This is a genomic window from Phaeobacter sp. JH20_02 (genome assembly GCF_048056915.1).
Lineage (GTDB): Bacteria > Pseudomonadota > Alphaproteobacteria > Rhodobacterales > Rhodobacteraceae > Phaeobacter > Phaeobacter bryozoorum.
The window spans coordinates 64,928-90,502 of the sequence record NZ_JAYMVP010000004.1 but is presented as its reverse complement, the minus strand read 5'-3'; the positions used below and the strand labels follow the sequence as shown (position 1 = coordinate 90,502).

At 64.6% G+C, this 25,575-nt stretch carries 19 protein-coding genes; 12 read left to right on the top strand and 7 right to left on the bottom strand.

Going from position 1 to position 25,575, the window contains the following annotated elements; genetic code table 11:
- Window positions 1–121: 121 nt before the first annotated feature.
- Window positions 122–1,009 carry a LysR family transcriptional regulator gene (locus tag VWY34_RS01475; RefSeq protein WP_340547805.1) on the bottom strand — a complete coding sequence of 296 codons (888 nt, stop codon included), beginning with the start codon at window positions 1,007–1,009 and terminating at the stop codon, window positions 122–124.
- A 117-nt stretch (window positions 1,010–1,126) separates the two neighbouring features.
- Between VWY34_RS01475 and VWY34_RS01470 the strand changes: the two genes are divergently transcribed.
- Both VWY34_RS01470 and VWY34_RS01465 read left to right on the top strand, forming a co-directional pair.
- Window positions 1,127–2,677, top strand: a complete 1,551-nt coding sequence (locus VWY34_RS01470; RefSeq protein ID WP_416544821.1) for a proton-conducting transporter membrane subunit — start codon at window positions 1,127–1,129, stop codon at window positions 2,675–2,677.
- 17 nt (window positions 2,678–2,694) lie between these two features.
- A complete protein-coding gene (locus VWY34_RS01465) occupies window positions 2,695–5,145 on the top strand; it encodes a YbcC family protein (protein WP_416548768.1) in 2,451 nt (816 codons plus the stop codon).
- Between the two features lie 98 nt (window positions 5,146–5,243).
- Here the strand turns inward: VWY34_RS01465 and VWY34_RS01460 are convergent, their stop codons facing one another.
- Window positions 5,244–5,855, bottom strand: a complete 612-nt coding sequence (locus tag VWY34_RS01460) for a helix-turn-helix domain-containing protein (RefSeq protein ID WP_416544819.1) — start codon at window positions 5,853–5,855, stop codon at window positions 5,244–5,246.
- Window positions 5,856–6,020: 165 nt separating this feature from the next.
- Here VWY34_RS01460 and VWY34_RS01455 point away from each other — a divergent pair, with 165 nt between their 5' ends.
- From VWY34_RS01455 to VWY34_RS01425, 7 genes are all read left to right on the top strand, one after another.
- Entirely contained in the window at window positions 6,021–6,167 is a 147-nt protein-coding gene (locus VWY34_RS01455; RefSeq protein WP_416544818.1) for a hypothetical protein, read from the top strand.
- Entirely contained in the window at window positions 6,164–7,126 is a 963-nt protein-coding gene (lipA, locus tag VWY34_RS01450; RefSeq protein ID WP_416535337.1) for a lipoyl synthase, read from the top strand. The genes VWY34_RS01455 and lipA overlap by 4 nt, the downstream gene beginning before the upstream one ends.
- 154 nt (window positions 7,127–7,280) lie before the next feature.
- A complete protein-coding gene (locus tag VWY34_RS01445) occupies window positions 7,281–8,657 on the top strand; it encodes an alanine/glycine:cation symporter family protein (protein ID WP_416544817.1) in 1,377 nt (458 codons plus the stop codon).
- 78 nt (window positions 8,658–8,735) lie between these two features.
- Window positions 8,736–9,833, top strand: coding sequence for a glycine cleavage system aminomethyltransferase GcvT (gene gcvT, locus VWY34_RS01440; protein ID WP_340547749.1), 1,098 nt, complete (start codon window positions 8,736–8,738; stop codon window positions 9,831–9,833).
- 18 nt (window positions 9,834–9,851) lie between these two features.
- Window positions 9,852–10,217 (top strand): glycine cleavage system protein GcvH, encoded by a 366-nt coding sequence (gene gcvH / locus VWY34_RS01435; protein WP_340547750.1) that lies wholly within the window; start codon window positions 9,852–9,854, stop codon window positions 10,215–10,217.
- Between the two features lie 112 nt (window positions 10,218–10,329).
- Window positions 10,330–13,185 carry an aminomethyl-transferring glycine dehydrogenase gene (gene gcvP / locus VWY34_RS01430; protein ID WP_416537884.1) on the top strand — a complete coding sequence of 952 codons (2,856 nt, stop codon included), beginning with the start codon at window positions 10,330–10,332 and terminating at the stop codon, window positions 13,183–13,185.
- Window positions 13,186–13,273: 88 nt separating this feature from the next.
- Complete coding sequence (locus VWY34_RS01425) at window positions 13,274–14,302, top strand: helix-turn-helix domain-containing protein (RefSeq protein ID WP_416539713.1); 1,029 nt, start codon at window positions 13,274–13,276, stop codon at window positions 14,300–14,302.
- A 19-nt stretch (window positions 14,303–14,321) separates the two neighbouring features.
- Here the strand turns inward: VWY34_RS01425 and VWY34_RS01420 are convergent, their stop codons facing one another.
- The 5 genes from VWY34_RS01420 to VWY34_RS01400 all read right to left on the bottom strand — a co-directional run bounded on the left by VWY34_RS01420 (window position 14,322) and on the right by VWY34_RS01400 (window position 19,412).
- A complete protein-coding gene (locus tag VWY34_RS01420) occupies window positions 14,322–15,659 on the bottom strand; it encodes an NAD(P)/FAD-dependent oxidoreductase (protein WP_416544460.1) in 1,338 nt (445 codons plus the stop codon).
- A gap of 86 nt (window positions 15,660–15,745) precedes the next feature.
- A complete protein-coding gene (locus VWY34_RS01415; RefSeq protein WP_416544459.1) occupies window positions 15,746–16,504 on the bottom strand; it encodes an ABC transporter ATP-binding protein in 759 nt (252 codons plus the stop codon).
- Window positions 16,501–17,478 carry an iron chelate uptake ABC transporter family permease subunit gene (locus tag VWY34_RS01410; protein ID WP_416544458.1) on the bottom strand — a complete coding sequence of 326 codons (978 nt, stop codon included), beginning with the start codon at window positions 17,476–17,478 and terminating at the stop codon, window positions 16,501–16,503. Before VWY34_RS01410 ends, VWY34_RS01415 begins: the two co-directional genes overlap by 4 nt.
- Window positions 17,471–18,466, bottom strand: a complete 996-nt coding sequence (locus tag VWY34_RS01405; RefSeq protein ID WP_374015680.1) for an ABC transporter permease — start codon at window positions 18,464–18,466, stop codon at window positions 17,471–17,473. The genes VWY34_RS01410 and VWY34_RS01405 overlap by 8 nt, the downstream gene beginning before the upstream one ends.
- Complete coding sequence (locus VWY34_RS01400; protein WP_416544457.1) at window positions 18,459–19,412, bottom strand: siderophore ABC transporter substrate-binding protein; 954 nt, start codon at window positions 19,410–19,412, stop codon at window positions 18,459–18,461. The genes VWY34_RS01405 and VWY34_RS01400 overlap by 8 nt, the downstream gene beginning before the upstream one ends.
- A 282-nt stretch (window positions 19,413–19,694) precedes the next feature.
- Between VWY34_RS01400 and VWY34_RS01395 the strand changes: the two genes are divergently transcribed.
- From VWY34_RS01395 to VWY34_RS01385, 3 genes are all read left to right on the top strand, one after another.
- Window positions 19,695–21,689: a TonB-dependent receptor plug domain-containing protein gene (locus tag VWY34_RS01395; protein WP_416544456.1), complete on the top strand. Its 1,995-nt coding sequence runs from the start codon at window positions 19,695–19,697 to the stop codon at window positions 21,687–21,689.
- Window positions 21,690–22,016: 327 nt separating this feature from the next.
- A complete protein-coding gene (locus VWY34_RS01390) occupies window positions 22,017–23,840 on the top strand; it encodes an IucA/IucC family protein (protein ID WP_416544851.1) in 1,824 nt (607 codons plus the stop codon).
- Window positions 23,827–25,572, top strand: coding sequence for an IucA/IucC family protein (locus tag VWY34_RS01385; RefSeq protein ID WP_416544850.1), 1,746 nt, complete (start codon window positions 23,827–23,829; stop codon window positions 25,570–25,572). The genes VWY34_RS01390 and VWY34_RS01385 overlap by 14 nt, the downstream gene beginning before the upstream one ends.
- Window positions 25,573–25,575: the final 3 nt, after the last annotated feature.

The window sequence follows — 25,575 nt, the reverse complement described above, 5'->3', positions numbered from 1 at the left end:
ACGATAGGGGACAGCGCTGGGTCCAACCCAAAGGATCACGAACCGGGACGGCGCCGCAGTGCCGGGACGGGCCAGGCGCTGGTGGCTTCATGCCAGCTCTGCCGGGCAGCAGGCCGGAAGGTCAGCCGTTCAGCACCGAGGCGCTGCCTGCCAGCACCTCCTGAACCAGCGGATTGGGAAAACGGCGCCGCAGGGTGACCGCATAGAAGGTCTCGCGAATGCGGGGGTGCTCCTCGGCCTCCAGCAGCCGCCCCGAGGACAGCTCATCCTGCACCACGATCGGGGCCACCAGCGCCAGGCCGATATCCTCGCGGGCCAGCAGCCGCATCATCGCCATGTCGTCGACCTCGGCAGCCACTTGCGGCACCACCGACAGGCGACTGGCCATGGCATCAAAGGCGGTCCGCACCGTATTGTCGGTGGTCGGCAGCACAAAGGGATGGGTGGTCAGCAATTCGCGGATCGGCAGGCGTGGATCCAGCCGCGCCGGGGTGCCGACGATGCTCACCGCCTGATCCCCGATCTGATGGGTTTCATAGGGGGTCAGGCTGTCGTCGGGAGGTTCGCGGTTCATCAGAACCAGATCGAGGTTCAGCGTTGCCAGCCCCTCCAGCAACTCGGTTGGGCTGCCGGAGCGCAGGATCACCTCGACATCGCTGCGCGCCAGCATGGGCCGCAGGAACCCAATCTGAAAGTTCCGCGACAGTGTGGCCAGCGCACCCACCCGCAGCGCCTGACGGCTGCGCTCGCTGCCTTCCAGCGTGGCGATCAGCTCCTGCCCGGTGGCAAAGATCGCATCGGCATGATCCAGCGCGATACGCCCCGCCTCGGTCAGATGCAGCTGCCGTCCGCGCCGGTCGAACAGCGGATGGCCCAGCCGCTCCTCCAGCTGTTTGATCTGCACAGAAAGCGCCGATTGCGACAGATTCAGCCGCTGCGCGGTGCGGGTCAGATTGCCGTCATGGGCGACGGCCCAGAAATAGCGCAGATGATGATAGTTCAGGGGCATTCATTCGTTTTAATAGAACGATAAGGCCATAACAATGAATTTTTATTAATCAAAGATCCGCGCTACCTGTCTCGTTGACGCAGCGTCCCCTGCTGCATGTGAATACGGGAGCCTTTCATGTTCTATCTGTTTTTGCCGCTCTTGGCCCCGATGCTGCTGCTGGCCGTCGCCCTGCGGGCGCGCCGGACACCGGGTCTGCGGCCGGGTCATCTGCCGCGTCTGGCGGAATATGCTGCGCTGGCGGCCTTTGCCGTCTCGGCGCTGTCTGCGGTGCTGCTGGGCCTGAACGGTCCGGGCAGCTCGCCCTTGCTTGGCCTTTTTGGAGTTGGGCTGTCGGTGCGGCTGGATGTGGTCAGCGCCGTGATGCTGTGTCTGGTCAGTTTCATCGGCTGGATCGTGCTGCGCTACAGCGCCACCTATATGGACGGCGAGGGCCGTCAGGGCGCCTTTACCGGCTGGATGAGCGCCACTCTGGCCGCGGTTTTGCTGCTGGTGATGTCGGGCAATCTGGTGCAGCTGCTTCTGGCCTGGACCGCCACCAGCCTGTGCCTGCATCAGCTGCTGCTGTTTTATCGCGAGCGCACAACGGCGCAGCGGGCCGCGCGGAAAAAGGCGCTGGTGGCCCGGGCCAGCGAAATGTCACTCGGCCTCGCTGTCGCGCTGCTGATTGCCGCCTATGGCACCAGCGATATCGCCAGCATTCTTGCCGCTGCCAGCCCCGATCTGCTGACCCTTGCCGCCGCCGGGCTGATCGCGCTGGCGGCGGTGCTCGCCTCGGCGCAGTTTCCGGCCCATGGCTGGCTGACCGAGGTGATGGAAGCGCCGACGCCGGTCTCCGCCCTGCTGCATGCAGGCGTCATCAATGCGGGCGGCTTCCTGCTGATCCGTTTTGCCGATGTGATGCTGGTCGCGCCTGCGGTGATGGCGGTGCTGGTGATGCTGGGCGGGTTTACCGCGCTGTTCGGTGGGCTGGTGATGCTGACGCAGCCGGCCGTGAAGACCTCGCTGGCCTGGTCCACCATCGCGCAGATGGCCTTTATGATTATGCAATGTGGTCTGGCGCTGTTCCCGCTGGCGCTGCTGCATATCGTGGCGCATTCGCTCTACAAGGCGCACGCCTTTCTCAGCGCTGGCGAGGCGGTGGCCAATGTCGCCGCGATCCGGCGCCCCGGTCCCGTCGCAGTGCCAAGCGCGCGTAATGTGATGCAGGCCTTTGGCATCGGCATCGTGATCTATGCGCTGGTTGGAGCGGTCTTTGGCTTTGACGGAAAATCGGTGCAGGCAATTGCGCTGGGGGTGATCCTGATCTTTGGCGTGGCCTATATTCTGGCGCAGGGGCTGGCCGATGCCGCCCCCGGTGCGCTGACCCGGCGCACGGTGATCTATGCGGCGGCCACCTCAGTCAGCTATTTCCTGCTGCAACTGGCGGCGCTGAAGCTGACCGCCGGCACCCTGCCTGCCACCCCTGCTCCCGGCCCGCTGGAATGGGCGCTGATCCTGCTGGCGCTGGTCAGCTTTGGCGCGGTGGCCGTGGCGCAGGCGACTTTCCCGCTCTGGGCGATGCACCCGGCGGCAGCGGGGCTGCGGGTCCATCTGTCCAACGGGCTTTATGCAAATGCGATTTTTGACCGGCTGCTGGGCGGCTGGTCAAAGCGGACCACATCCTGAAACCGGGAGATCGACCCATGTTGATGAAGCACGAAACCTACCCCGCCGCCCTGTTGGAGCTGGTCACCTGCGCCAATCGGGCCGCCCGCGCGATCCCGCCGCTGTTCCCGCTCACCTCCAGCGTTGCGGTGAACCCCTTCCTCGGCCAGAGCGAAGAGCCGCTGGCGGTGACCTCGGCGCGGCTGGCGCGGGTTGCGGGCACACGGGTGACCCCGGACCGCAGCCATTGGGCGGCGAAACGGGCCGCCGGAGACCTCACCGACAGCGATCTGCGGGCCGCATTGGCGCGGGCCGGCACCCGCTTCAGCGATGTGCAGATGGCCGATCTCCATGCGGCACTGGGCGCCACGGACACCAACGATGACCCAAGAGCGCTGCCGACGGTGGCGGAGCTGGCGCAGGAGCTGTCCGGCGTCGACTGGCCCGGCCTGATCGAGGAACGCATCGGCGCCTTTGCCGCCAGCCATTTCGATCAGGGGCAGGCGCTGTGGCAGCCGGACCGGACCGGTGGCACCTATGCGGCCTGGCGTCAGTTTGCCAGCCGCGATCTGACGCCGGAAATCCACGGGCTGCACGGGTTTGGCGGATTTGTCGCCGCTACCAACCGGTCACATTGGCGCGCCATCGGACGGGCCTCCGAAACGCTGGGCGTCAGCTCTGCGGCCGCCGAGACCGGGTTTCACCGCTGGCTGATGACACTGCAAGGCTGGGCGCAATATGGCCGCTACCTGTCGTGGCAGGCCGAGCTGGAGGGCAAGAGCGACACCACCACGGTTGAGCTGTTGGCGATCCGCATGGTGTTTGACGAGGCGCTGTTCCACCAGTATCGCGACCAGATCGCGGCCCGCTGGCAGGAGGTCGTCGAAAGCCACGAAACCCCAATCACCCCAAGCCGCAATCAGGTGATCGACGCCATTCTGCAAGAGGCAGGCGAACGGGCGGCGCAGCGGCAACTGGCGGGCAGGCTGACCGTCGCGACCCCGGAGCCAGCGGCAGAGGCAAAGGCCACCGATCGCCCCCTGTTGCAGGCCGCATTCTGTATTGATGTACGGTCCGAAGTGTTCCGCCGCGCGCTGGAAGCACAGGACAGCGGCGTGCAGACACTTGGGTTTGCGGGCTTCTTCGGGCTGGCCGCGGCGCATAATGCAGCGGGCTCCGACGTTACCGAAGGGCGCGGCCCGGTGCTGCTGAGCGCGGGCGTCCAGTCGCGGGCGGCGGAACCGGCGGAGCTTGACCTTGCCCGGCGCTATGCAGCGCGGGCGCGGCGCGCCTGGGGCCGGTTCAAACTGGCGGCGGTCTCCTCCTTTGCCTTTGTCGAGGCCACAGGCCCGGTCTATGCGGGCAAGCTGCTGCGCGATGCCTTTGGTGCCAGCAGTCGTCTGGCCACGGATCCGGCGCCGGTGCTTGATGCTTCGGTGGATCTGGACCACCGGGTTGCGATGGCCCGGACCATCCTGTCGGCGATGTCGCTGACCGGTGGCTTTGCCCCGGTTGTGATGCTGGCAGGCCATGGCGCGGATGTGACCAACAACCCCCATGCAAGTGCTCTGCACTGTGGCGCCTGCGGTGGCCATGCGGGTGACGTGAATGCCCGGTTGCTGGCCAGGCTGCTGAATGACCGGGCGGTACGCGGCGGACTGCGCGAGGCAGGGATCAGCATCCCCGAGGACACCGTTTTCCTGCCCGCGCTGCATCACACCACCACCGATCAGGTCACGCTCTACGAACAGGATCTGCCCGCTGGTGCTGCCACCCGTTTTGCCCGCGAGCTGGCAAATATCCGTCGCTGGATCGAGGCCGCAGGCGCTCTGGCCCGCAGCGAACGGGCGGTGCGGCTGCCCCGCGCAAGCGCTGGTGCAGACATCCTGCGCCGCTCCTCCGACTGGGCGGAACTGCGCCCGGAATGGGGGCTGGCCGGTTGCCGCGCCTTTATCGCCGCCCCGCGTCAGCGGACCGAAGGCCGGGCGCTTGACGGGCAATCCTTCCTGCACAGCTATGACTGGCGGGCGGATGAGGGCTTTGGCGTGCTGGAGCTGATCATGACCGCGCCGGTGGTGGTCGCAAGCTGGATCAGCCTGCAATACTACGGCTCCAGCGTGGCCCCCGCCCTGTTCGGTGGCGGCAACAAGCTGTTGCACAACGTGGCCGGTGGCATCGGTGTGCTGGAAGGCAATGGCGGCGCGCTGAAACCCGGTCTGCCCTGGCAATCGGTGCATGATGGCGAGGCGGTGCAACATGACCCGCTGCGGCTGACCGTGGTGATCGAGGCGCCGCGCGATGCCATGACGCAGATCCTGGACCGCCACCCGCAGGTGCGCGCCCGGTTCGACAATGGCTGGCTTCATCTGATGGCGATGGACGATCAGGGGCATCTGGTCTGGCGCTACGAGGGCGATCTCAACTGGTCACGCATGGAAGCCGACGAGAGCACGGCCAACTGCGCGGCGCTGGAGATTGCTGCCGAATAGGCGGATCACCCCAAGCCATGGAACACCGATCTGCGCCGCCCCGGCCAATATCCGGGCGGCGCAGATTGCATATCGCCGGGGGCGCCGCTGAGTTCGGATCAGTTCAGCGAGACCCAGAGCACCTGCGCGTCCTCTTCACTGGTCGAAACGCAGCAATGGCCCATGCCGCTGTCGTAATAGACCGTATCGCCGGCCTTCATCGGCAGCGGGCGGTAATGTTCGGTGTAAAGAACCAGTTCACCGCTGATCACGAACATGAATTCCTCGCCACTGTGGCGAATCCAGCTTTCGAACTCCGACACGTCACGCCCCTTGATGCGGCTGATATAGGGTAGCATCCGCTTGCTGGTCAGCTCGGTGCACACCAGTTCGTGGTCGTAGGTCTGGGTTTCCTGATGCTCTCCCGCGCCCTTGCGGGTGTAGTCGCGCCGCCCGGAGATATCGCTCTTGGCGGATTGCACAAACAGCTGCGGCGTCTGCAAATCCAGCGTCTGCATCAGGCGGCGGATGATCTCGAAACTGGGGCGGGTCTGGTTGTTCTCGATCTTCGACAGGGTGGAGCGGCCGATGTTCGCTGCCCGCGCCGCTTCCTCCAGCGTCAGCCCCTTCTCCTTGCGGGATTCGCGAATCATTTTCCCCAGCGCATCACCATCGGGAGCCTCGGCAAACTCCGTCGCGGGGGCGCCGTCTTCCGCGTTGATGGGTTCCATGGGCGTGCAATCTCCTGAGTTTCCCAATGTTTACCCTTCCCCCGGTGATAGGTCAAAGTTTCTATGTAAAAGCAATCGTTGCTTATCGTGGAAAAGTTTCTTAAAGGAAACACACGGGAGAGTTAGGGGCTGTTTTCCCCTGACAGACAATAGTGAGGGGCAGAGATGAGCCTTTATGATCGGATCGTTATCGGTGGCGGCCCTGCGGGCTATGTCGCGGTGGACAAACGCTTTTCAACCTCGATGCCTGCTATCGCCAAGACCGGTCCCGAAGGTGCCTTTGTCGGCAAGCGTAAGGAGGCCGTAGGATGAACGTCCCCATGCCCCGGCTCCGCCACCCGGAAAAATCGAAAAAGGCCGATAGCGAGATCCCGCGCAAACCGAAGTGGATCCGCCGCAAGAAAATCGAGAGCGCCGAGTATTTCGAGACCCGCCGCCTGATGCGGGATCACAATCTGACCACCGTCTGCGAAGAGGCCGCCTGCCCCAATATCGGCGAATGCTGGTCCAAACGTCATGCCACCATGATGATCATGGGCGAGATCTGCACCCGCGGCTGTTCCTTCTGCAATGTCTCGACCGGTCGCCCCGATGCGCTGGACGCCTTTGAGCCCGGTCGGGTGGCACAGGCGGTCAAGAAACTGGCGCTGCGCCATGTCGTGATCACCAGCGTTGATCGCGATGATCTGGAGGACGGCGGCGCGGCGCATATCGCCCAGACCATCCGCGCCGTGCGCCACCAGACCCCCGGCACCACGATTGAGGTGCTGACCCCGGATTTTCTGGGCAAGGGTGATGCCGCAAAGATCGTCTTTGACGCGGCCCCGGATGTGTTCAACCACAATCTGGAAACCGTCCCACATCTCTACCCCCGTGTCCGCCCCGGTGCGCGGTATTACAGCTCGCTGCGGCTGCTGGATGACGCCAAACGCGCCAATCCACAGGTTTTCACCAAATCCGGCCTGATGGTCGGCATGGGAGAAACCCTGGAAGACCTGCGTCAGGTGATGGATGATCTGCGCGCTGCGGACGTCGATTTCCTGACCGTGGGACAGTATCTTCAGCCCACCCCGAAACACCATCCGATTGATCGCTTCGTCACCCCGGAGGAGTTTGAGCAGATCGAACGCATGGCCCGAAGCAAAGGGTTCCTTGGTGTCTCGGCGACACCTCTGACCCGCTCTTCCTTTCACGCGGATGAGGATTTTGCGGCGCTCAAGGAAGCCCGCAACAGGCAGCTTGGCGACAGCCTTGCGGGGGGTGCCGGCTAACGGACCACCCCTCGGACCGGGATTGCCCCGCGACTGGTGGGTCGCGGCAGGAGGGGCAGGACCGGGAAATCGACTTGTCATCGGTCGCGAACCGCAGCAAAGGCCGGGACAGGCACTCATAGGCCAAGGACCACCACCCAAAGGGAGGAAAATTATGGAAGTTTTGAATTCGATTGTGGGCTATATCAACGGGATCGTCTGGGGACCGCTGATGCTGGTCCTCATTCTCGGCGTTGGCCTGTTCTTGCAGATCGGGCTGAAGCTGATGCCCATCCTGCGCATCGGCACCGGCTTTGCCCTGCTGTTCAAGGGCCGCGAGGCCGGAGATGGCGAGGGCCAGATCACCCCGTTTAACGCGCTGATGACCGCGCTGTCGGCCACCATCGGCACCGGCAATATCGCCGGCGTTGCCACCGCCGTGTTCCTCGGCGGCCCCGGTGCACTGTTCTGGATGTGGATGACCGCACTGGTCGGCATGGCCACCAAATATTCCGAAGCCGTGCTGGCGGTAAAATACCGCGAACAGGACAGCCAGGGCAATTATGTCGGCGGCCCGATGTATTACATCAAGAACGGGCTTGGCGCGAACTGGGCCTGGCTCGGCTTTGCCTTTGCGCTGTTCGGGGCTATCGCCGCCTTCGGCATCGGCAATGGTGTCCAGGCCAATGGTGTGGCACAGGTGCTGGAAACCAACTTCGGCTTCAACCCCTCCATCACCGGTATCGTGCTGATGGTGCTGACCGGCGCCGTGATCCTTGGCGGCATCACCCGCATCGGTGCGGTGGCCGGGAAACTGGTCCCCTTCATGGCTGTCAGCTATGTCACGATCGGCCTGCTGGTTCTGATCATCAACGCCGATCAGCTGGGCCATGCCTTGGGTCTTGTCTTCACCTATGCGTTCACCCCCTCGGCCGCTGAAGGCGGCTTTGCCGGGGCCGCTGTCTGGGCCGCAATCCGCTTTGGTGTGGCCCGTGGCGTGTTCTCGAACGAAGCCGGTCTTGGCTCCGCCCCGATCGCCCATGCCGCAGCTGAAACCAAAGGTCCGGTAAATCAGGGCCTGATCGCCATGCTGGGCACCTTCATCGACACCATCATCGTCTGTTCCATCACCGGTCTGGCCATCATCGCCTCCGGCGCCTGGACCTCGGGCGAAAGCGGTGCAGCGCTGACCTCGCTGGCCTTTGAAACCTCCCTGCCCGGCTTTGGCGGCTATGTGATCGCCATCGCGCTGTCGATCTTTGCCTTTACCACCATTCTGGGCTGGTCCTACTATGGCGAGAAATGCGTCGGCTATCTTCTGGGTGCCAAGGTGCTGATCGGCTACCGTGTGCTGTGGATCGTCGCGATCTACTTCGGGGCCACGGCGGATCTGGGCTTCATCTGGCTGCTGGCGGATACGCTGAACGCGATGATGGCGATCCCGAACCTGATCGCCCTCGCCCTGCTGAGCCCGGTCGTCTTCAAGGTGACGAAAGAGTTCTTTGCCTCCAACGGGCAGACCGAAGAGCCGAGCAAAGGCGCGGCAGAATAATCAAGACCAACCGACATCGGGGCGCGGCAGGCGTCGCGCCCCGGCTTTTCAACCACATCAATTCAAGGGCAAGACGCTATGACCGACGCGCCGAAACGTACCCCGCTCTATGACCTGCATGTCGCCCTCGGCGGCAAGATGGTGGATTTTGCCGGCTGGGAAATGCCGGTCCAGTACCCCATGGGCATCATGGGAGAGCACAAACAGTGCCGCGAAAAGGCTGCGCTGTTCGATGTCAGCCACATGGGCCAGGTGATCCTGCGCGGCGACAACGTCGGCGAAAAGCTGGAGGCGCTCTGCCCGCAGGCCTTTGCCACCCTCAAGGAAGGCAAGGCACGCTATGGCTTCTTCACCAATGACGATGGCGGCATCATGGACGACCTCATCGTCTCCAATGCCGGCGATCATTACTTCGTGGTGGTGAACGCCGCCCTGCGCCATCAGGATATCCCCCATATGAAGGCGCATCTCGACGGTGTCGAGGTGACCGAGATCTTCGACCGCGCGCTGGTCGCCGTTCAGGGCCCGGCAGCCGAAAATGTGGTGGGCGACCTTTGCCCCGCCGCCCGCGAGATGACATTCATGGAAACCATCCTTGCCGATATCGACGGCGTGGAATGCCGCATTTCCCGCCTCGGGTACACCGGCGAAGACGGCTACGAGATTTCCATCCCCGAGGCTGACGCCGAACGCATCACCAGGCTGTTCCTGGCCCATGACGATTGCGAACCCGCCGGTCTGGGCGCGCGCGACTCCCTGCGTCTGGAGGCCGGTCTCTGCCTTTATGGCAATGACATCGACCAGTCGACCTCCCCGATCGAGGCCTCGCTGGCCTGGGCGATCCAGAAACGCCGCAAGGAAGAGGGCGGCTTCCCCGGTGCCGCCCGCATTCAGAAAGAGCTGGCTGAGGGGGCCGCGAAGAAACTGGTCGGCATCAAACCCTCCGGTCGCGCGCCCGCCCGTCAGCACGTTGAAATCCAATGCGCCGACGGCAATACCATCGGTGAAATCACCTCCGGCTGCTTTGGCCCCACCGTCGGCGGCCCGGTCGCCATGGGCTATGTCGCCGCGCCGCATGGCAAACCGGGCGAACAGGTCAAGCTGATCATCCGTGGCAAGCCCCATGATGCAGAAATCACCGCGCTGCCCTTCGTCACCCAGAACTACAAACGTTAAGCTCCAGGAGTACCCGAGATGACCACCTATTATTCCGAAGATCACGAATGGATCACCGTCGAGGGCGACACCGCCACGCTCGGCATCACCAAACATGCCGCCGAGCAGCTGGGTGAAGTTGTCTTCATCGAGCAGCAGGACAGCGGCGAGGAATTTGAAAAAGGCGGCGAGATCGGCGTCATTGAATCGGTGAAGGCCGCGTCGGAAATCTACGCCCCGCTCGATGGCGAGATCACCGCCATCAACGAGACTCTGGCCGACAACCCCGGCGCCCTGAACGAAGACCCCGAAGGCGCGGCCTGGATCTACAAGATCAAACTCTCCGACACCTCGCAGCTGGAGGATCTGATGGATCTGGACGGCTACAAGGCGCTGATCGGCTGATCCTGCGCGGCGGATCCGGCAACCGGCTCCGCCGCATCTTCTGGCTCTAAATATCCCCGCCGGAGGCTCCCGCAGCCTCGGCAGGCGACCCCTCGCAACAGGAGCGCTCCACATGGCCTTCAAACTGACTGATTACGAAGCTTATGATTTTGCCAATCGCCGCCACATCGGGCCCAGCCCGCGTGAAATGGCCGATATGCTCAAAACCATCGGTTTCAACACCCTCGATGAGCTGATCGACGCCACCGTGCCCCCCGCCATCCGCCAGAAAGAGGCGCTGGACTGGGGTCCGGCGATGACCGAACGCGATGCGCTGTTCCACATGCGAGAGATCGCGGGCAAGAACAAGGTGCTGACCTCGCTGATCGGTCAGGGCTACCACGGCACCACCACCCCGGCGCCGATCCTGCGCAACATCCTGGAAAACCCCGCCTGGTACACGGCTTACACGCCTTACCAGCCTGAGATTTCGCAGGGTCGTCTTGAGGCGCTGCTGAACTTCCAGACCATGGTCAGCGATCTGACCGGCCTGCCGGTGGCCAATGCCTCGCTGCTCGACGAAGCCACCGCCGCGGCCGAAGCCATGGCGATGGCCCATCGTGGGTCGCGCTCCAAGGCGAATAACGCGGCCTTCTTCGTGGACAAGAACTGCCACCCGCAGACCGTCGCCGTGATCCAGACCCGCGCCGAACCTCTGGGCATCGACGTTGTTGTCGCCGATCCCTCCGAACTGGAGGCCGCCGCCGTCTTTGGCGCGATCTTCCAGTATCCCGGCACCCATGGCCATGTCACCGATTTCAGCGACCAGATCGCCGCCCTGCATGACAACAAGGGCGTTGCGGTTGTCGCGGCGGATATCCTGTCGCTGGCGCTGCTGAAATCCCCCGGCGAAATGGGCGCCGATATCGCCATCGGCTCGACCCAGCGGTTCGGCGTCCCGATGGGCTACGGCGGCCCGCACGCGGCCTATATGGCGACCACCGACAAGCTGAAGCGCTCCATGCCCGGCCGGATCATCGGCGTGTCCGTCGATGCGCGCGGCAACAAGGCCTATCGCCTGTCGCTGCAAACCCGCGAACAGCACATCCGCCGCGAAAAAGCCAATTCCAACGTCTGTACCGCACAGGCGCTGCTGGCGGTGATCGCGTCGATGTATGCGGTCTACCACGGCCCCGATGGCATCAAGGCGATTGCGCAATCCGTGCACCGCAAGACCGCCCGCATGGCCGCTGGTCTGGAACAGGCCGGGTTCAAGGTCGAACCGGAAGTCTTCTTTGACACCATCACCGTCGAAGTTGGCCACCTGCAGAAAACCGTCATGGAAGCCGCTGTTCAGCGCGGCATCAACCTGCGCCGCGTCGGCGAAACCAAGGTCGGCATCTCGCTCGACGAACAGACCCGCGCCGAAACCATCGAGGCCGTCTGGGGTGCCTTTGGCATCGACCGCAAGGACGACAGCTCCAACAAGCAGTACCGCCTGCCCGAAGCCATGCTGCGCGAGAGCGCCTATCTCACCCACCCGATCTTCCACAAGAACCGGGCCGAGGCCGAGATCACCCGCTACATGCGGCGTCTGGCCGACCGCGATCTGGCGCTGGACCGTGCGATGATCCCGCTTGGCTCCTGCACCATGAAGCTGAACGCAACCATCGAGATGATCCCGGTCACCTGGCCGGAGTTCAGCAACCTGCACCCCTTCGTTCCCGAAGATCAGGCGCAGGGCTACCATGAGATGATCGCCGATCTGAACGACAAGCTCTGCCAGATCACCGGTTATGATGCGATCTCCCAGCAGCCGAACTCTGGCGCGCAGGGCGAATATGCAGGCCTTCTGACCATCCGCAACTACCACGCGGCAAACGGTCAGGGTCATCGCAACGTCTGCCTGATCCCGACCTCCGCCCATGGCACCAATCCGGCCACCGCGCAGATGGTTGGCTATCAGGTGGTTCCGATCAAGGCGGATGACAAAGGCAATATCGACGTCGCGGATTTCCGCGAAAAGGCCGAGAAGCACTCGGACCACCTCGCCGCCTGCATGATCACCTACCCGTCCACGCACGGCGTGTTCGAGACCACCGTGCAGGAGGTCTGCCAGATCACCCATGAGCACGGCGGTCAGGTCTATATCGACGGTGCAAATATGAACGCGATGGTCGGCCTGTCCCGTCCGGGTGACATTGGCGGCGACGTCAGCCACCTGAACCTGCACAAGACCTTCTGCATCCCGCATGGCGGTGGCGGCCCCGGCATGGGTCCGATCGGCGTCAAGGCGCATCTGACCGAACACCTGCCGGGTCACCCGGAATACGGCACCGCCGTGGGTCCTGTCTCGGCAGCGCCCTTCGGCTCGCCCTCGATCCTGCCGGTCAGCTGGGCCTATGTGCTGCTGATGGGGGGCGCTGGCCTCACGCAGGCGACGAAGGTTGCGATCCTCAACGCCAACTACATCGCGGCACGTCTGAAGGATGCCTATCCGATCCTCTACACCTCCGAATCCGGTCGGGTGGCGCATGAGTGCATTCTGGACACCCGTCCGCTGAATGACGACGGCGGCGTGACCGTGGATGATGTGGCCAAGCGCCTGATCGACAGCGGTTTCCACGCGCCGACCATGTCCTGGCCGGTGGCGGGCACGCTGATGGTGGAGCCGACCGAATCCGAACCCAAGGACGAGCTGGACCGCTTCTGCGATGCCATGCTGTCCATCCGGTCGGAGGCGCAGGACATCATCGACGGCAAGATCGACGCCGAAAACAACCCGCTGAAGCACGCACCACACACCGTGCGCGATCTGGTCGGTGAGTGGGATCGCCCCTACAGCCGCGAACAGGCCTGCTTCCCTCCGGGCAACCTCGGTGTGGATAAATACTGGCCGGCGGTGAACCGCGTCGACAATGCCTATGGCGACCGCAACCTGATCTGCACCTGCCCTCCGATGGAGGATTACGCAGAGGCGGCGGAATAAATCCACGCCAAGACCCAAGGTGTCGCCGGTTCCCACCGGCGGCACCCCTATGCCGATCCATCCCGCTCACCGTATGCGAGGCAGACAGATGACACTTCATTCCCGGCCCCACGGCGATAGCGAGATTGCCCGCACCGGTGGCCGTGGCCTGCGTCACATTGATGTCGTCCTTCCCGACGGCGCGCCACGATCCCGCGCCCAGATCATCATCGACCTGTTCGACGCCGCAAACGATCTGCTGGACGGGGTGCAATACCGGGTGCGCGTCTGTGGTCTGGATATGCTCGCCAGCGGCCCGGTTGCCGGCCGCGCCCGCGCGCTCGTGGTGTTTCTGGGCGATATTTACAGCCGCTGGCAGCTGAATGCCAAGGAACGCGCCCGCGTCAATCAGGTGATGCGCCTGTCAGAGCGCAGCGCCTTTGTCGGCGGTGCGGTGTTCCTGCTGGATGCGCTGGCGCGCGGCGGCGATCACCATCTGGCGATCCATCCGAATTTCCTCGCCTCGGCCGGGGAATGCAGCCTGCGTCAGGATCAGGACGGCGCCGCCACTGCCGCCTCCGGCACCGTGCATTCGGCGATCTGCAGTTTTGCCACCCCGCATATGCTGCTGGATATCATCGCCGCCGACTGCGGGCGACTGGCCGCGAATGGCATGGCGCATTACCTCGGTCTTGATACCGGCAAACGCCCCAAGAAGAGCCGTATTGCGCTGAACCTAGAACAGAAATCCGCAGGCGACGGGCTGATCACCCAATGCCTCGCCGTGATGCAGGACCATATCGAAACGCCGCTGTCGGTGGCCGAACTGGCCGATATGCTGAATGTCTCCACCCGCTGCCTGCAACGGCGCTTTACCCGCCATTTTGAACGCTCGCCGCTCAGCGTTTACCGGTCCTTGCGGATCGAACGCGCCCATCAGCTCTTGACCCAGACCGATATACCGCTGCGTCAGGTCGCCGTCGCCACCGGCTTTGGCAGCTATCAGAGCCTCAGCCAGCACATCCGCGAAACCTATGGCCATGCGCCGGACGTGATCCGCCGCAGCGCCTTTCGCGGCCCGGCCCCGGACAGCCTGCGACAGAGCCGGATCCACCAGCCGCATAGCGCGCCGCTCTGATGCCGCTGCCGGGGTCCGGTCAGATCCGGTCCTTGATCCGATACCAGCCAAAGGCCAGCGGCAGTGACATCCGCCGCCAGCGGCCCAGCTCAAACCGGCGCAGCGGACGCTGCATCAGATCGGGATGCGGCAGGCGGCTGCGCCCCAGCGCCTGATCGGCGATCAGCGCCCCGGCATAAGGCGCCATACAGACGCCGCTGCCATGATACCCGAGCGCGGCCCAGGCGTTATCCAGCCCCGGCACCGCCCCAGCAAAGGGCACGAGATTGCGGGTCATACAGATCAGCCCGGACCAGAAATACTCCGTCTCCACATGGCGCCAGGCCGGGAACATCCGGTCAAAATCCGCCCGCGCGCGGGCTTTGGTGGCGGCGATATTCTCCTCGCTCACCCGCACCGATCCGCGCAGCCCCAGCAACAGCCGACGATCCGGCAACAGGCGCAGATAATGCAAAAGCGTGCGGCTGTCGCAGACCATCTGCTCACTCCACCAGCCCTGGTCGGCAATCTCGGCCTCGCTCAGCGGGCGGGTCACCATGATATTGGACTGAACCGGCAGATAGCGGCCCGCGAATGCGCCCGGCAGATCGTCCGAAGAATAGCCATTGGTGGCAATCAGCAGCCGCCTGGCGCGGACCTGCCCGCCGGCGACCCGCAGCAGATAGCCGTCACCCTGCGTGTCAATCGCCTCGACGGCACTGTCCGAATACATCCGCACCCCCGCCGCCTCTGCCGCGCGGGTCAGGCCAAGCACGAATTTCATCGGGTTCAGCGCAAACCCCACAGGCAGATGGACCGCGCCATGGAACTCCGGGCTGTTCAGCCCCTGCGCCGCCATGTCTTCCTTTGGTACAAATTCATACGGCAGATCATAGCGGCGGGTGTACTCCTGCCCATAGGCATGGAGCTCCTCCAGACGGTCCGCGCGATGCGCCACATAGGTATAGCCCCGCGAATGGCGATCCACCTCCAGCGCGTACCGGTCCAGATACTGCTCCACCAGATCGACGGCCGCGCGTTCGGCATCAAAGAACCGGCGCGCATCCGGTTCGCCATAGCGGCGCAGAATGGCATCATCGGCCAGTTTGGCACTGCCCACCGAAACCAGCCCGCCATTGCGCCCCGAGGCCCCCCAGCCGGGCCGTTCGGCATCCAGCAACACCACATCGCCGCCGTTTTCGGCCAGGGTCAGCGCCGCCGACAGACCGGTATAGCCGCCACCGATGACGGCAAATTCCGCTGTCACCTCATCGCGCAGCGGCGCGTATCGTGGCGCCGGCTCGGGCAGAAACCGGTTCCAGTACCGCGTCTGGATCGGGCGATCGGTATAGGCCAGAGGTTCGTAGATACGTTTCATTCGGGCGTGCCATCAGATGTCAGGGTCTGCGCAGAAGCTATCCGCAGCCCCCCCGGTGCCGTCAATCCCACGCGAACAGGCCGACCTCAGCCATGATAGCAGGCAATACGCCGCCCCTCGATCTCGCGCAGCGCCACCGGCGTCTGGTACAGCGCGCTGAGGGTCTCGCCCGTCGCAACCTCGGCAACCGGACCGGCAAAGGCGACGCGCCCCCCAGCCAGCGCCACCACATGATCGGCCCAGCTGATCGCATAGTTGAGGTCATGCAGCACGATCACGATGCTTTTCGCACGGGTATCGGCGAGACGGCGCAGCTGCGCCATCAGGTTGCGCGCATGGTTCAGATCCAGATTGTTGAGCGGCTCATCCAGCAGCAGCCAGTCGGTGTCCTGCGCATAGGCCATCGCGATAAAGGCACGCTGGCGCTGGCCGCCGGACAGCTCATCCAGAAACCGGTCGGTCAAATCGTCAAGCCCGAACTGCGCCAGCGCGGCGTCAATCGCGGCGTGATCCTGCGCCGTCAGCCGCCCCTGACTATGCGGCCAGCGCCCAAAGCCGACCAGATCGCGCACCCGCACCCGGCTGGCCACCTCCAGCTGCTGGCCAACCACCGCCATCCGCCGCGCCAGCTGATCCGGTCTGATCCCGCGCAGATCGCGGCCCGACAGGGTGATCGCGCCGCCACTTGCAGGCATCTGCTGCGCAATCAGCTTCAGCAGGGTCGATTTCCCCGCCCCGTTCGGCCCGATCAGCGCGGTGATCTTCCCGGCAGGCAGGCTGGCATCAACCGCGTTCAGGATCGTCTTTCCGGCCAGTGTGAACGACAGGCCCGCCACGGTGATCATCTCAGTTTTCCTTTCAACAACAGCACGATGAACAGCAGCCCACCGCAGAATTCGATCACGATCGCAAGGCTGGACTGCAGGTCCAGAAGCCGCTCGAACAAGGTCTGCCCCGCCACCAGAACCAGCGCCGCAATCAGCGCCGAAGCAGGCAGCAGCAGCGCGTGGCGATGACTTTGCATCAGGCTATGGGCAAGGCTGGTGACCAGCAGCCCGAGAAAAGCCAGCGGACCAACAAGGGCGGTGGAGACCGAAACGAGCGCCGCAATCACGCAGAGCAGCTGCAAATGCAGCCGGTCATACCGCACCCCCAGACTGCGGGCCTGATCGCGTCCCAAGGCCACGACATCCAGCAGCGCCGAGCGGCGCAGCAGCCACAGGGCAACCGGCAGGATCACCACCAGCGCCGCCAGCAGGGCGGTCCGGTCGATACTGCCGAACTGTGCAAACATGCGCCCCTGCACCACGGCAAAGGCAGACGGATCCATCAGCCGCTGCAAAAACCCGGCCAGCGTCCGCAGCAATACCGCAATCACCACGCCAACAAGGATCAGCAGCTGGATGTCCCCCCGGGTCCGCCGCAGCAGGCTGGTAAACAACAGCAGCGCCGCCGCCATCATCACGGCGGTGTCCAGCGCAAACCCGGCAAATCCCGACAGCTGCACCATCCCCGCAAGGCCGAAAACCGCAACCAGCACCGATTGGGTCAGCAGAAACAGCGCATCGAACCCCATGATCGAAGGCGTCAGGATCCGGTTCTGACTGAGCGTCTGGAACAGCACAGTGGCCAGCCCGACCGCAGCCCCGACGCAGAGCAGCCCGGCCAGCTTCGTCATGCGCAACCCAAGGATGTAGCGCGATGGGGCGCCCTCGGACCATGGCAGGCCCCAGCCGACAAAACCAACCGCCGCACCCATCAGCAGCCCCGCCAGCAGCAACAGGCGCCGGTCGATCCATGAGAAGGACAGGTCAGCCATGTGCGCCCCGGCGCAGCAGCATGATGAGGAACAGCGCCGCTCCGAACAGCCCGAACACCGTGCCGGCCGGAATCTCGTAGGGCGCCCGCAGGACCCGCCCCAGCATGTCACAGATCAACAGCAGCCCGGCGCCGGTGGCCGCCACCACGGGCAGGCTTTCACGCAGATTGTCGCCCATGATCCGGGACACCAGATTGGGTACCACCAGCCCGACAAAGGGCAGCACGCCCACGGTGACAATCACCAGCGCCGACACCAGCGACACCACCACCACACCAAAGCCCAGCACCTGCCGGTAGCGCAGACCGAGGCTCCGGCTGGCGACCTCTCCCAGACCGGCAATGGTGAATTGATCCGCCACCAGATAGGCCAGCACGGCAAGGACGCCCGCCAGCCACAACAGCTCGTAACGGCCTGACAGGACGCCGGAAAACTCGCCACTCATCCAGATCGCCAGATATTGCAGCAGATCGGCCTGAAACGCGACGAAGCTGGCGCAGGCCGCAAGGATGCCACCATAAACCAGCCCCACCAGCGGAACCAGCAGGGGCCGCTGCGGTGGAATGCGCCGGGCCAGCGCCAGAAAGACCAACGTCCCGAGCAGCGCTGCAACCGCCGCGCAGAGCATCTTGGCAAAGATCGGCCATGCCGGCGCCAGCAGGGTGGCCCCCAGCAGCCCCAGCATCGCCGCCTCATTGGTGCCGGTGGTGCCCGGCTCGACAAATCGGTTGCGCACCAGCAGCTGCATGATCACCCCGGCAACCGCCATCGTCGCCCCGGTCAGGATCACCGCCAGCGTGCGCGGTATGCGGCTGACCAGCAGCAGCTGGGCCGCCCGTGGGTCGTCAAACAGTGCCAGCGGCGAGACCTGAGTGACGCCAATCGCACAGCTCAGCACCGCCAGACCCGCCAGCAGCAGCAGACACAGGCCCAGCCGCCCCGCCGGTGATCCGCCCGATACGCGGGCTGGCGCCGCGGTTTCAGCCACCGCGCGCAAACCCGGCCAGGATATCCTCCAGCGTCGCGGTCATCGACTGGATGCCACCGCCTGCGATGTAGATGCTGGCGGAGTTCAGATAGATGACCTGACCTTTTTTCCAGGCCTCAGTGCCGGTCACCAGCGGATTGTCCAGCGTCGCGGCGGCGGCCTGATTGTCCTGCCCGATGGCACTGGCCCGGTCCACGACGATCAGCCAGTCGGGATTCGCCTCAGCGATATATTCAAAGGAAATCGCCTCGCCATGGGGCGCGGCCTCCGCCGCCTCAGCCGCCGCCGCGGCAGGTTGCTCGACCACCGCTTCGGGCAGGTTCAGCGCGTTGTGAATCCAGCCAAAACGGGACTCGCGGCCATAGGTTGTCACCTTCGGACCATTGGTCATCACGATCAGCGCGCGCCCCCGGTCGGCAACGGCGGCGCGGGTGCTCTCCAGCTTGGCCAGAAACGCCGCCTCAAGCGTGGCGGCCTGCGCGCTTCGGCCCATCAGCGCGCCATAGCTGCGCAGCCGTGACAGCGCGATATCCACATGATCCGCGCCCCAGATCGTCATGTCCACGGTGGGCGCAATCTCCGAAAGCGCATCGACCTGAGCGGAGGACCGCCCGCCCGCAATGATCAGATCCGGCCCCAGCAGGGCAATCGCCTCGAAATCCGGTTCAAACAGCGTCCCGACCGGGGTCGCCTGCGCCTGCTCGGCGTTCAGATAATCGACATACAGCCGCGATGGCAGCCCTGCCATCGGCACATCCAGTGCCGCCAGCGTATCCGCAGCTGCAACATCCAGCACCACGAGGGCCTGCGGCTGCGACGGCACAGCCTGCGCGCCCCGCGCGGTGTCAAGAAGGGGTGTCTCCGGCCTGTCGTCATTGGCGGCAGCAGCGCCGACCAATCCAAGCACCAGCGCAGCAGTCAGCTGCAATCGCGTCCAATTTGCCATGTTCAATCCCGTCAGATGGAGGAAGGCTGGCGATATGGCTGGCTCAAAATCGCCCGCTTGTTAGGCCGGGACCGGGCAAAAGTCCAGACGTCATTGCCTGCGCTGCCTGTCCACAGCACGCTGCGGGGGCCCGGTCATCAGCCAGACAGGCAGACAGGTAAGGCAAGATTTTTTGCCACCGCTGCTTGCAAGGTGCCGCAATGCTCACTATGAGACCCAAGGCCCCAGCGGGGGCCAAGCCAGGTTACCCCAAGCTATCAGCACATTATCACGCGGGTTAACATGGCACATCAAACAGCACAGAAATCCTCCCTCCTCATGACCGGGCTGCTGTGCAGCACGGCGCTCACTCTCTTTTCCGCAACAACAGGTTACGCGCAGGACGACACTGTCCTGTCGCTCGACCCCATCCTTGTGAAGCAGCGCGACAGCGATGGCGAAGCCGCTGACCGGGCGACGGCGGTCTATGTGGCGGATGCGGAAATCGAACGCGCCGCGATGGGCGATCTGAAAGACCTTTTTGCGGGAATCGCCTCGGTGTCGGTGGGCGGGGCAATCCCGGTGGCGCAGAAGATCTACGTCAACGGCATCGACATGCTGAAACTGGCGGTACAGGTCGACGGCGTGTCCCAGAACAACCGCGTGTTCCACCACGCCAGCGCCAATGCCTTTGACCCCGGCCTGATGAAATCCGTCCGGGTCGATCCCGGTGTGGCCCCGGCCGATGCAGGCCCCGGCGCCCTGGCCGGTCGGGTGGTGATGGAAACCATCGACGCCGAGGACATCCTGACCGACGGTCAGGCCATTGGCGGCAAAGCACGTCTCAGCTACGGCGAAAACGGCGATACCTTCGGCAGCTCTCTGACGCTGGCCGGGCAGGCAGACGGGTTCGAGATCCTGCTCTACGGCAAGCGCATGACCGGTGACGATTACACCGATGGCGCCGGCAACACGGTGGGCGGCACCCGCAGCGACCTGACCGCCGGCCTGTTGAAACTGGCCTATCAGACCGACGAAGGCCACCGGTTCGAGTTCTCGGGCCAGCAGATGCAGGACACCGCCCTGCGCAACCGCCGCGCCAATTTCGGCACCGCGTCCTTCAACCCGCTTGGCACGGTCTACGACACCAAACGCACGGTCTATTCGCTGCGCTACGAGGATGTGAACGGCGGCGGGAACTGGGATCCCTCGGCCACCATCGGGTTTTCCGAGAATGAGATCGGCAGCATCGGCACCACAGAAACCAGCTTGGGTGTGACCCGGACCTACTCCGCGACCTTCCAGAACCGGTTCCACCTGTCAGAGAGCGATACCATCACCGCCGGGGTGGACTTCCAGGACCAGAAAAGCACCGCAAGCGGCGATTTCTGGGGCAGCAATCGCCCCTCGGAACAAAGCCGGACCGTCGGCGTCTTTGCCCAGGCCCGTCTGCAACCCAGCGACCGGCTGAAGGTCTCCGCCGGTCTGCGCTATGACTGGAACGATTTTACCGGCCAGGACTTCGGCCAGAGCGGCAGCCCCTATCAGCAGGACAGCTCCGGGCTGAGTGGCAACCTCTCCATCGTCTATAGCGTCAATGATGCGCTGTCCCTGCGGGCGGGCTATTCCAACGTCTTTGGCGGGATCGGGGTCGAGGACAACTTCCTGTTCTTCCGCGACTGGGATTATTCGGCGCTGAAACCGCGCCGTGCCAGCAATGTTGTCATCGGCGCCGACTGGCAGAGCGGCAACTGGACCCTTGGCGCAGAAGCTTTCCAGACCAGGATCGACGACACCCGTGACGTCGCAGGCCCGGTGGTCACCAGCTATGATTTCGAAAGCCGGGGCTACAATCTGGGCGCCACCTATGGCTGGGAGGGCGGCTTTGCCCGGCTGACCTTCAGCGACAGCGAAACCCGCGTCAACGGCGCGCCCGCCTCCGGCTACTACCTGCTGGATTCCGGGGCCCCGATCGGACAGGTGCTGGCGCTTGAGGTGCAGCAGGAACTGCCTCAATGGAACCTGGTTGTCGGCGGCCATATCGACGCGGCCTTTGACTATGATCCAAAGCTGAACGAGGTTGACCCCACAACCAAACTGGAAGGCTACGAGGTGCTGAACCTCTTTGCCGAATATCGCCCGGCCGCCTATGACAATGTCTCGATCCGCGCCGAGATCAACAACGTCTTTGACCGTCAATACGCCGACCGCGCCACCTATGGCGGCGATTATCCCGGCTTTGCAACGCTTAAGGAACCGGGCCGTTCGGTCTCCATCGTGGCCAATGTCTCCTTCTGAGCGGCGGGTCTGACCCCGCTCCGGCCCTTACCCTTCGGGCGCGCCAGACTGTGGCGCGCCCGCTTCGGCAGAAACACACCTACGGCGATCAAAACCCTTTTGAAACATGTCCGTATTGCCTAAGACCAACGCATGAAATCATGCCAAGGCGGCTGGGGTCTCCTCACCGCTTAGCCGCCAGCATTCCGCCAGTTCTCCTGTAACATCGCCAGACCGCTTACCCCGCCGGGATCCCTCTTCGGTGGCGCTGTCTGGCATCGCTGCGGAAACGCTGTAAGAGATGCACCCAATTCCATACCGCCCCATGCGGGCGGCGGGGCCGGTCAGATGATGGTTTATCAGACAGGCCTGTTCCCCGACCCGCTGTCGGTCCCACCGACCGATCCCCACCCGGATGCCGCCGCTGAGGCGGCGCTGGCGGCCAGCCTTCAGGCGCTGCTCAACGGCTTCCTGCGCGAATGCCCCGAGCTGCCCGGCGACCACAGGTCATCGGCCCCGGATCGCGCGCCCCGGATCGACATTGCGCTGGCGCATATCCCCGCCGTGCTGCGGCTTGGCCTGCGCTATACCTCCCGGACCGGCCCGCTGAAATTCGGTGCCGCGCAGCTGCGGTTTTGCGGCGAAACCTATTGGCAGCCGGCGCCACCGGTCCAGACCATCAGCCTGATCGCGCAAGAGTGTTTTCACCGCTCCGGCGCAACGGATCCCGCCAGACTGGCAGAGTTCCTGCGCGCCATTTTCAACAGCAACGCCGAGATCGAAGCCGCGCTGCGGCGCACCGCGCCGAGCCCCAGCCCGCACCAGTTCCGGCAGGCGGAACAATCGCTGGTCTTTGGTCACTGGCTGCATCCCACACCCAAAAGCCGCGACGGCCTGACCGACTGGCAGCAGCGGACCTATGCACCTGAATATGCAGGAGAGTTCCAGCTGCACCTATTTGCCGCCCGGACCGAGATTACCCGCCAGGACAGCGCCGCCGCGCCGCTGTCGCAGATCCTGCGCGATATTGGGGGCCTGACCGATGGCCTCTGCCTGCACCCGGGCGAGCAGCTGATCCCGGCCCATCCGCTTCAGGCGCAGGCGCTGCTGCTCGATCCCGCCGTTCAGGCCCTGCTGGCCAGCGGTCAGCTGCGCGATCTGGGGCCTGCCGGTCCGGCTTTCACCCCGACGTCGTCCCTGCGGACGGTCTTTGCCGCCGAGTGCCCCTGGATGCTCAAATTCTCGGTGCCGGTGCGGCTGACCAATTCGCTGCGCGTGACCCTTGCCAGCGAATTGCAGCAGGGGGTTGCGATGGCGCGGCTGCTGCGCCGTCTGAACATCGCAACCAGCCTGCCAAAGTTTCAGATCATCGACGATCCGGCCTATCTGACCCTGACCCTGCCGGAGCGCCGCGAAAGCGGTTTCGAGGTGATTTTCCGCAAGAACCCCTTTGCGGGTGAGGCGGGCGTCGGCATCGTCCCCCTCGCCGCACTTACGGCCGATCCGCGACCGGGGTGTGCCTCGCTGCTGGCCACGCAGATCGCCGATCTCGCCGCGCGCCAGCGCAGCACCCGCAGACAGGCGGCGACGCGCTGGTTCGGCGCCTATCTCGACTGTATGCTCACCCCGGTTCTGACGCTCTATGACCGGCACGGCATCGCCCTTGAGGCGCATCAGCAGAACGCCTTGCTGGATCTGTCCGAGGGGCTGCCCCGGCAGGGCTTCTACCGCGACAATCAGGGCTATTTCATCACCGATGATGCCTTTGCCCCGCTGCGCCAGATCGAGCCCAGCCTCGCCGATGTGCCTGCGCTGGTGTTCAGCCGCACCCATATCAACGCCCGCCTGACCTACTACCTTGTGGTCAACCAGATCTTTGCGGTGATCTGGCGCATGGGTTGCGACGGGCTGCTTAGCGAAGACGCGCTCCTGCAGCAGCTGCGCGATGAGTTGCACCGCCTGCGGCCGCGCTTTACCGGACCCGCGCGCGCGCTGGTGGAGCAGCTGCTCTATGCGCCACGGCTGGCGACCAAGGCCAATCTGCTGACCCGCCTGCACGATCTGGATGAATTGCAGACCGACACTCAGGAAGGGCTGTTTGTCGATATCCCCAATCCGATTGCCGCCCCGCAACGCCAGACCAGAGAGGTGATGCAAGATGCCTGTCTATGACCTCGCGTGCCCATTGGGCAAAGCACAGCCCCACCCGCAAACCCGGCAGACCCGCGGCGCGCTGCGGGTGCTGCGACAGCTATGCGAAGCGCTGCTGAGCGAAGGCTGCGCCCAAGACATCACCTGGCACGATCGCGGATTGCGCTGGCAGCTCGGCAACCGGTCTTTCCGCGCCAGCGGGCGCTGTGGCGCCTTTGGCCGTTATCGGCTGGATGCCGGCAGCATCGAGATGGCACAGGAACACGGCTGGCAGCCCGCCGCGCTTGAGGACGTGCTCTCGGCGCTCACGGCCCCGGCGGCGGCACTGGCCGCGCTGCGCGTCGACCTTGACCGCACCGCCCATCTGGATGATCTCAACCACCGGCAGATCCCCCGCCCGCCCCGGCGGCACCAGCTGGGCATCGCCGATATGGAGCGCGCCATCCACGAAGGCCACCCCTACCACCCCTGTTACAAGGCGCGCAGCGGTTTTAGCGACCGCGATCATCTCCGCTACGGGCCTGAGGCAGGGCAGGGTTTTCGCCTGATCGGGCTGCTGCTGCACCCCGCGCTGGTCCAACAGCGCCTGCCCGATGCGGATTTCTGGCCCCGCGAGCTGGGACCGGCGGAATGGGAGCGCATCCGCAGCCTCGCCGCCACGCGCAGCGCCGAGGGCTTTGCCCTGCTGCCGGTCCACCCCTGGCAATGGGACCAGCTGGCACAGGATCCGCTGGTGCAGGCCTGGCACGCCGCAGGCCAGCTGATCCCCCTCGGCGAGATCGGCGACCGCTACAGGGCGACCCAATCGGTGCGCACGCTGATGAACGCCGACCAGCCGCAGCGCGCCCATGTCAAAACCGCAATGACCATGCGCAACACCTCGTCCCTGCGCACATTGATCCCCGAAACCGTCACCATCGCGCCGCTGATATCGGACTGGCTTGCTGCGGTGATCGCCAGTGACCCGCTGTTGCAGGATCGCTATCCGCTGACCCTGCTGCCGGAATATGCCGGCATCATCGCCGGGCGCGGCACCGCGCTGGAGGGGCATCTGGCCGCGATCTGGCGGCAAAGTCCGGCCTCGCTCGGTCTGGCGGACAATCAGATGATGCCGTTCAACGCGCTGGCCCTGACAGAAGAGGACGGCAAGCCGCTGATCGCCCCCTGGGTTGCCGCCCATGGGCGCGACCGCTGGCTGGCGCAGCTGATTGAAACGGCGGTACTGCCGGTCTGGCACCTGATGGTGGCCCATGGCATCGGGCTGGAAGCCCATGGGCAGAACCTCATCCTTCAGCATGACAACGGCTGGCCGACCGGCCTCATTGCCCGCGATTTCCACGATGGTGTCGAATATGTCGACACCCTGCTGTCCCAGCCCGCGCTATGCCCCGATCTGGCGGCGATTGACCCCGCCTTTGCCAGCGCAGAGCCGGATCAGTTCCACGCGCTCTCCTGTGCTGACGGGCTGCGCGAATTGGTGATGGACACGCTCTTTGTCTTCAACCTCGCGGATCTGTCGGACCTCCTGCAACGCCATTTCGACCTGCCGGAGACCCGGTTCTGGCAGCGCCTGCGCGACCGGCTGGACCGCTACGCCGCCGATCACGGGCAGCAACAGCGCATGGCGGGCTTCGCTCCCTTTGCGCGCCAGATCCACGCCGAAAGCCTGATCACCCGCAAAATCGACCCCGACCGACGCGGCAGCTACCGCCATCTCATCGACAACCCTCTGGCCACTGCAAAGGACAGCTGACCC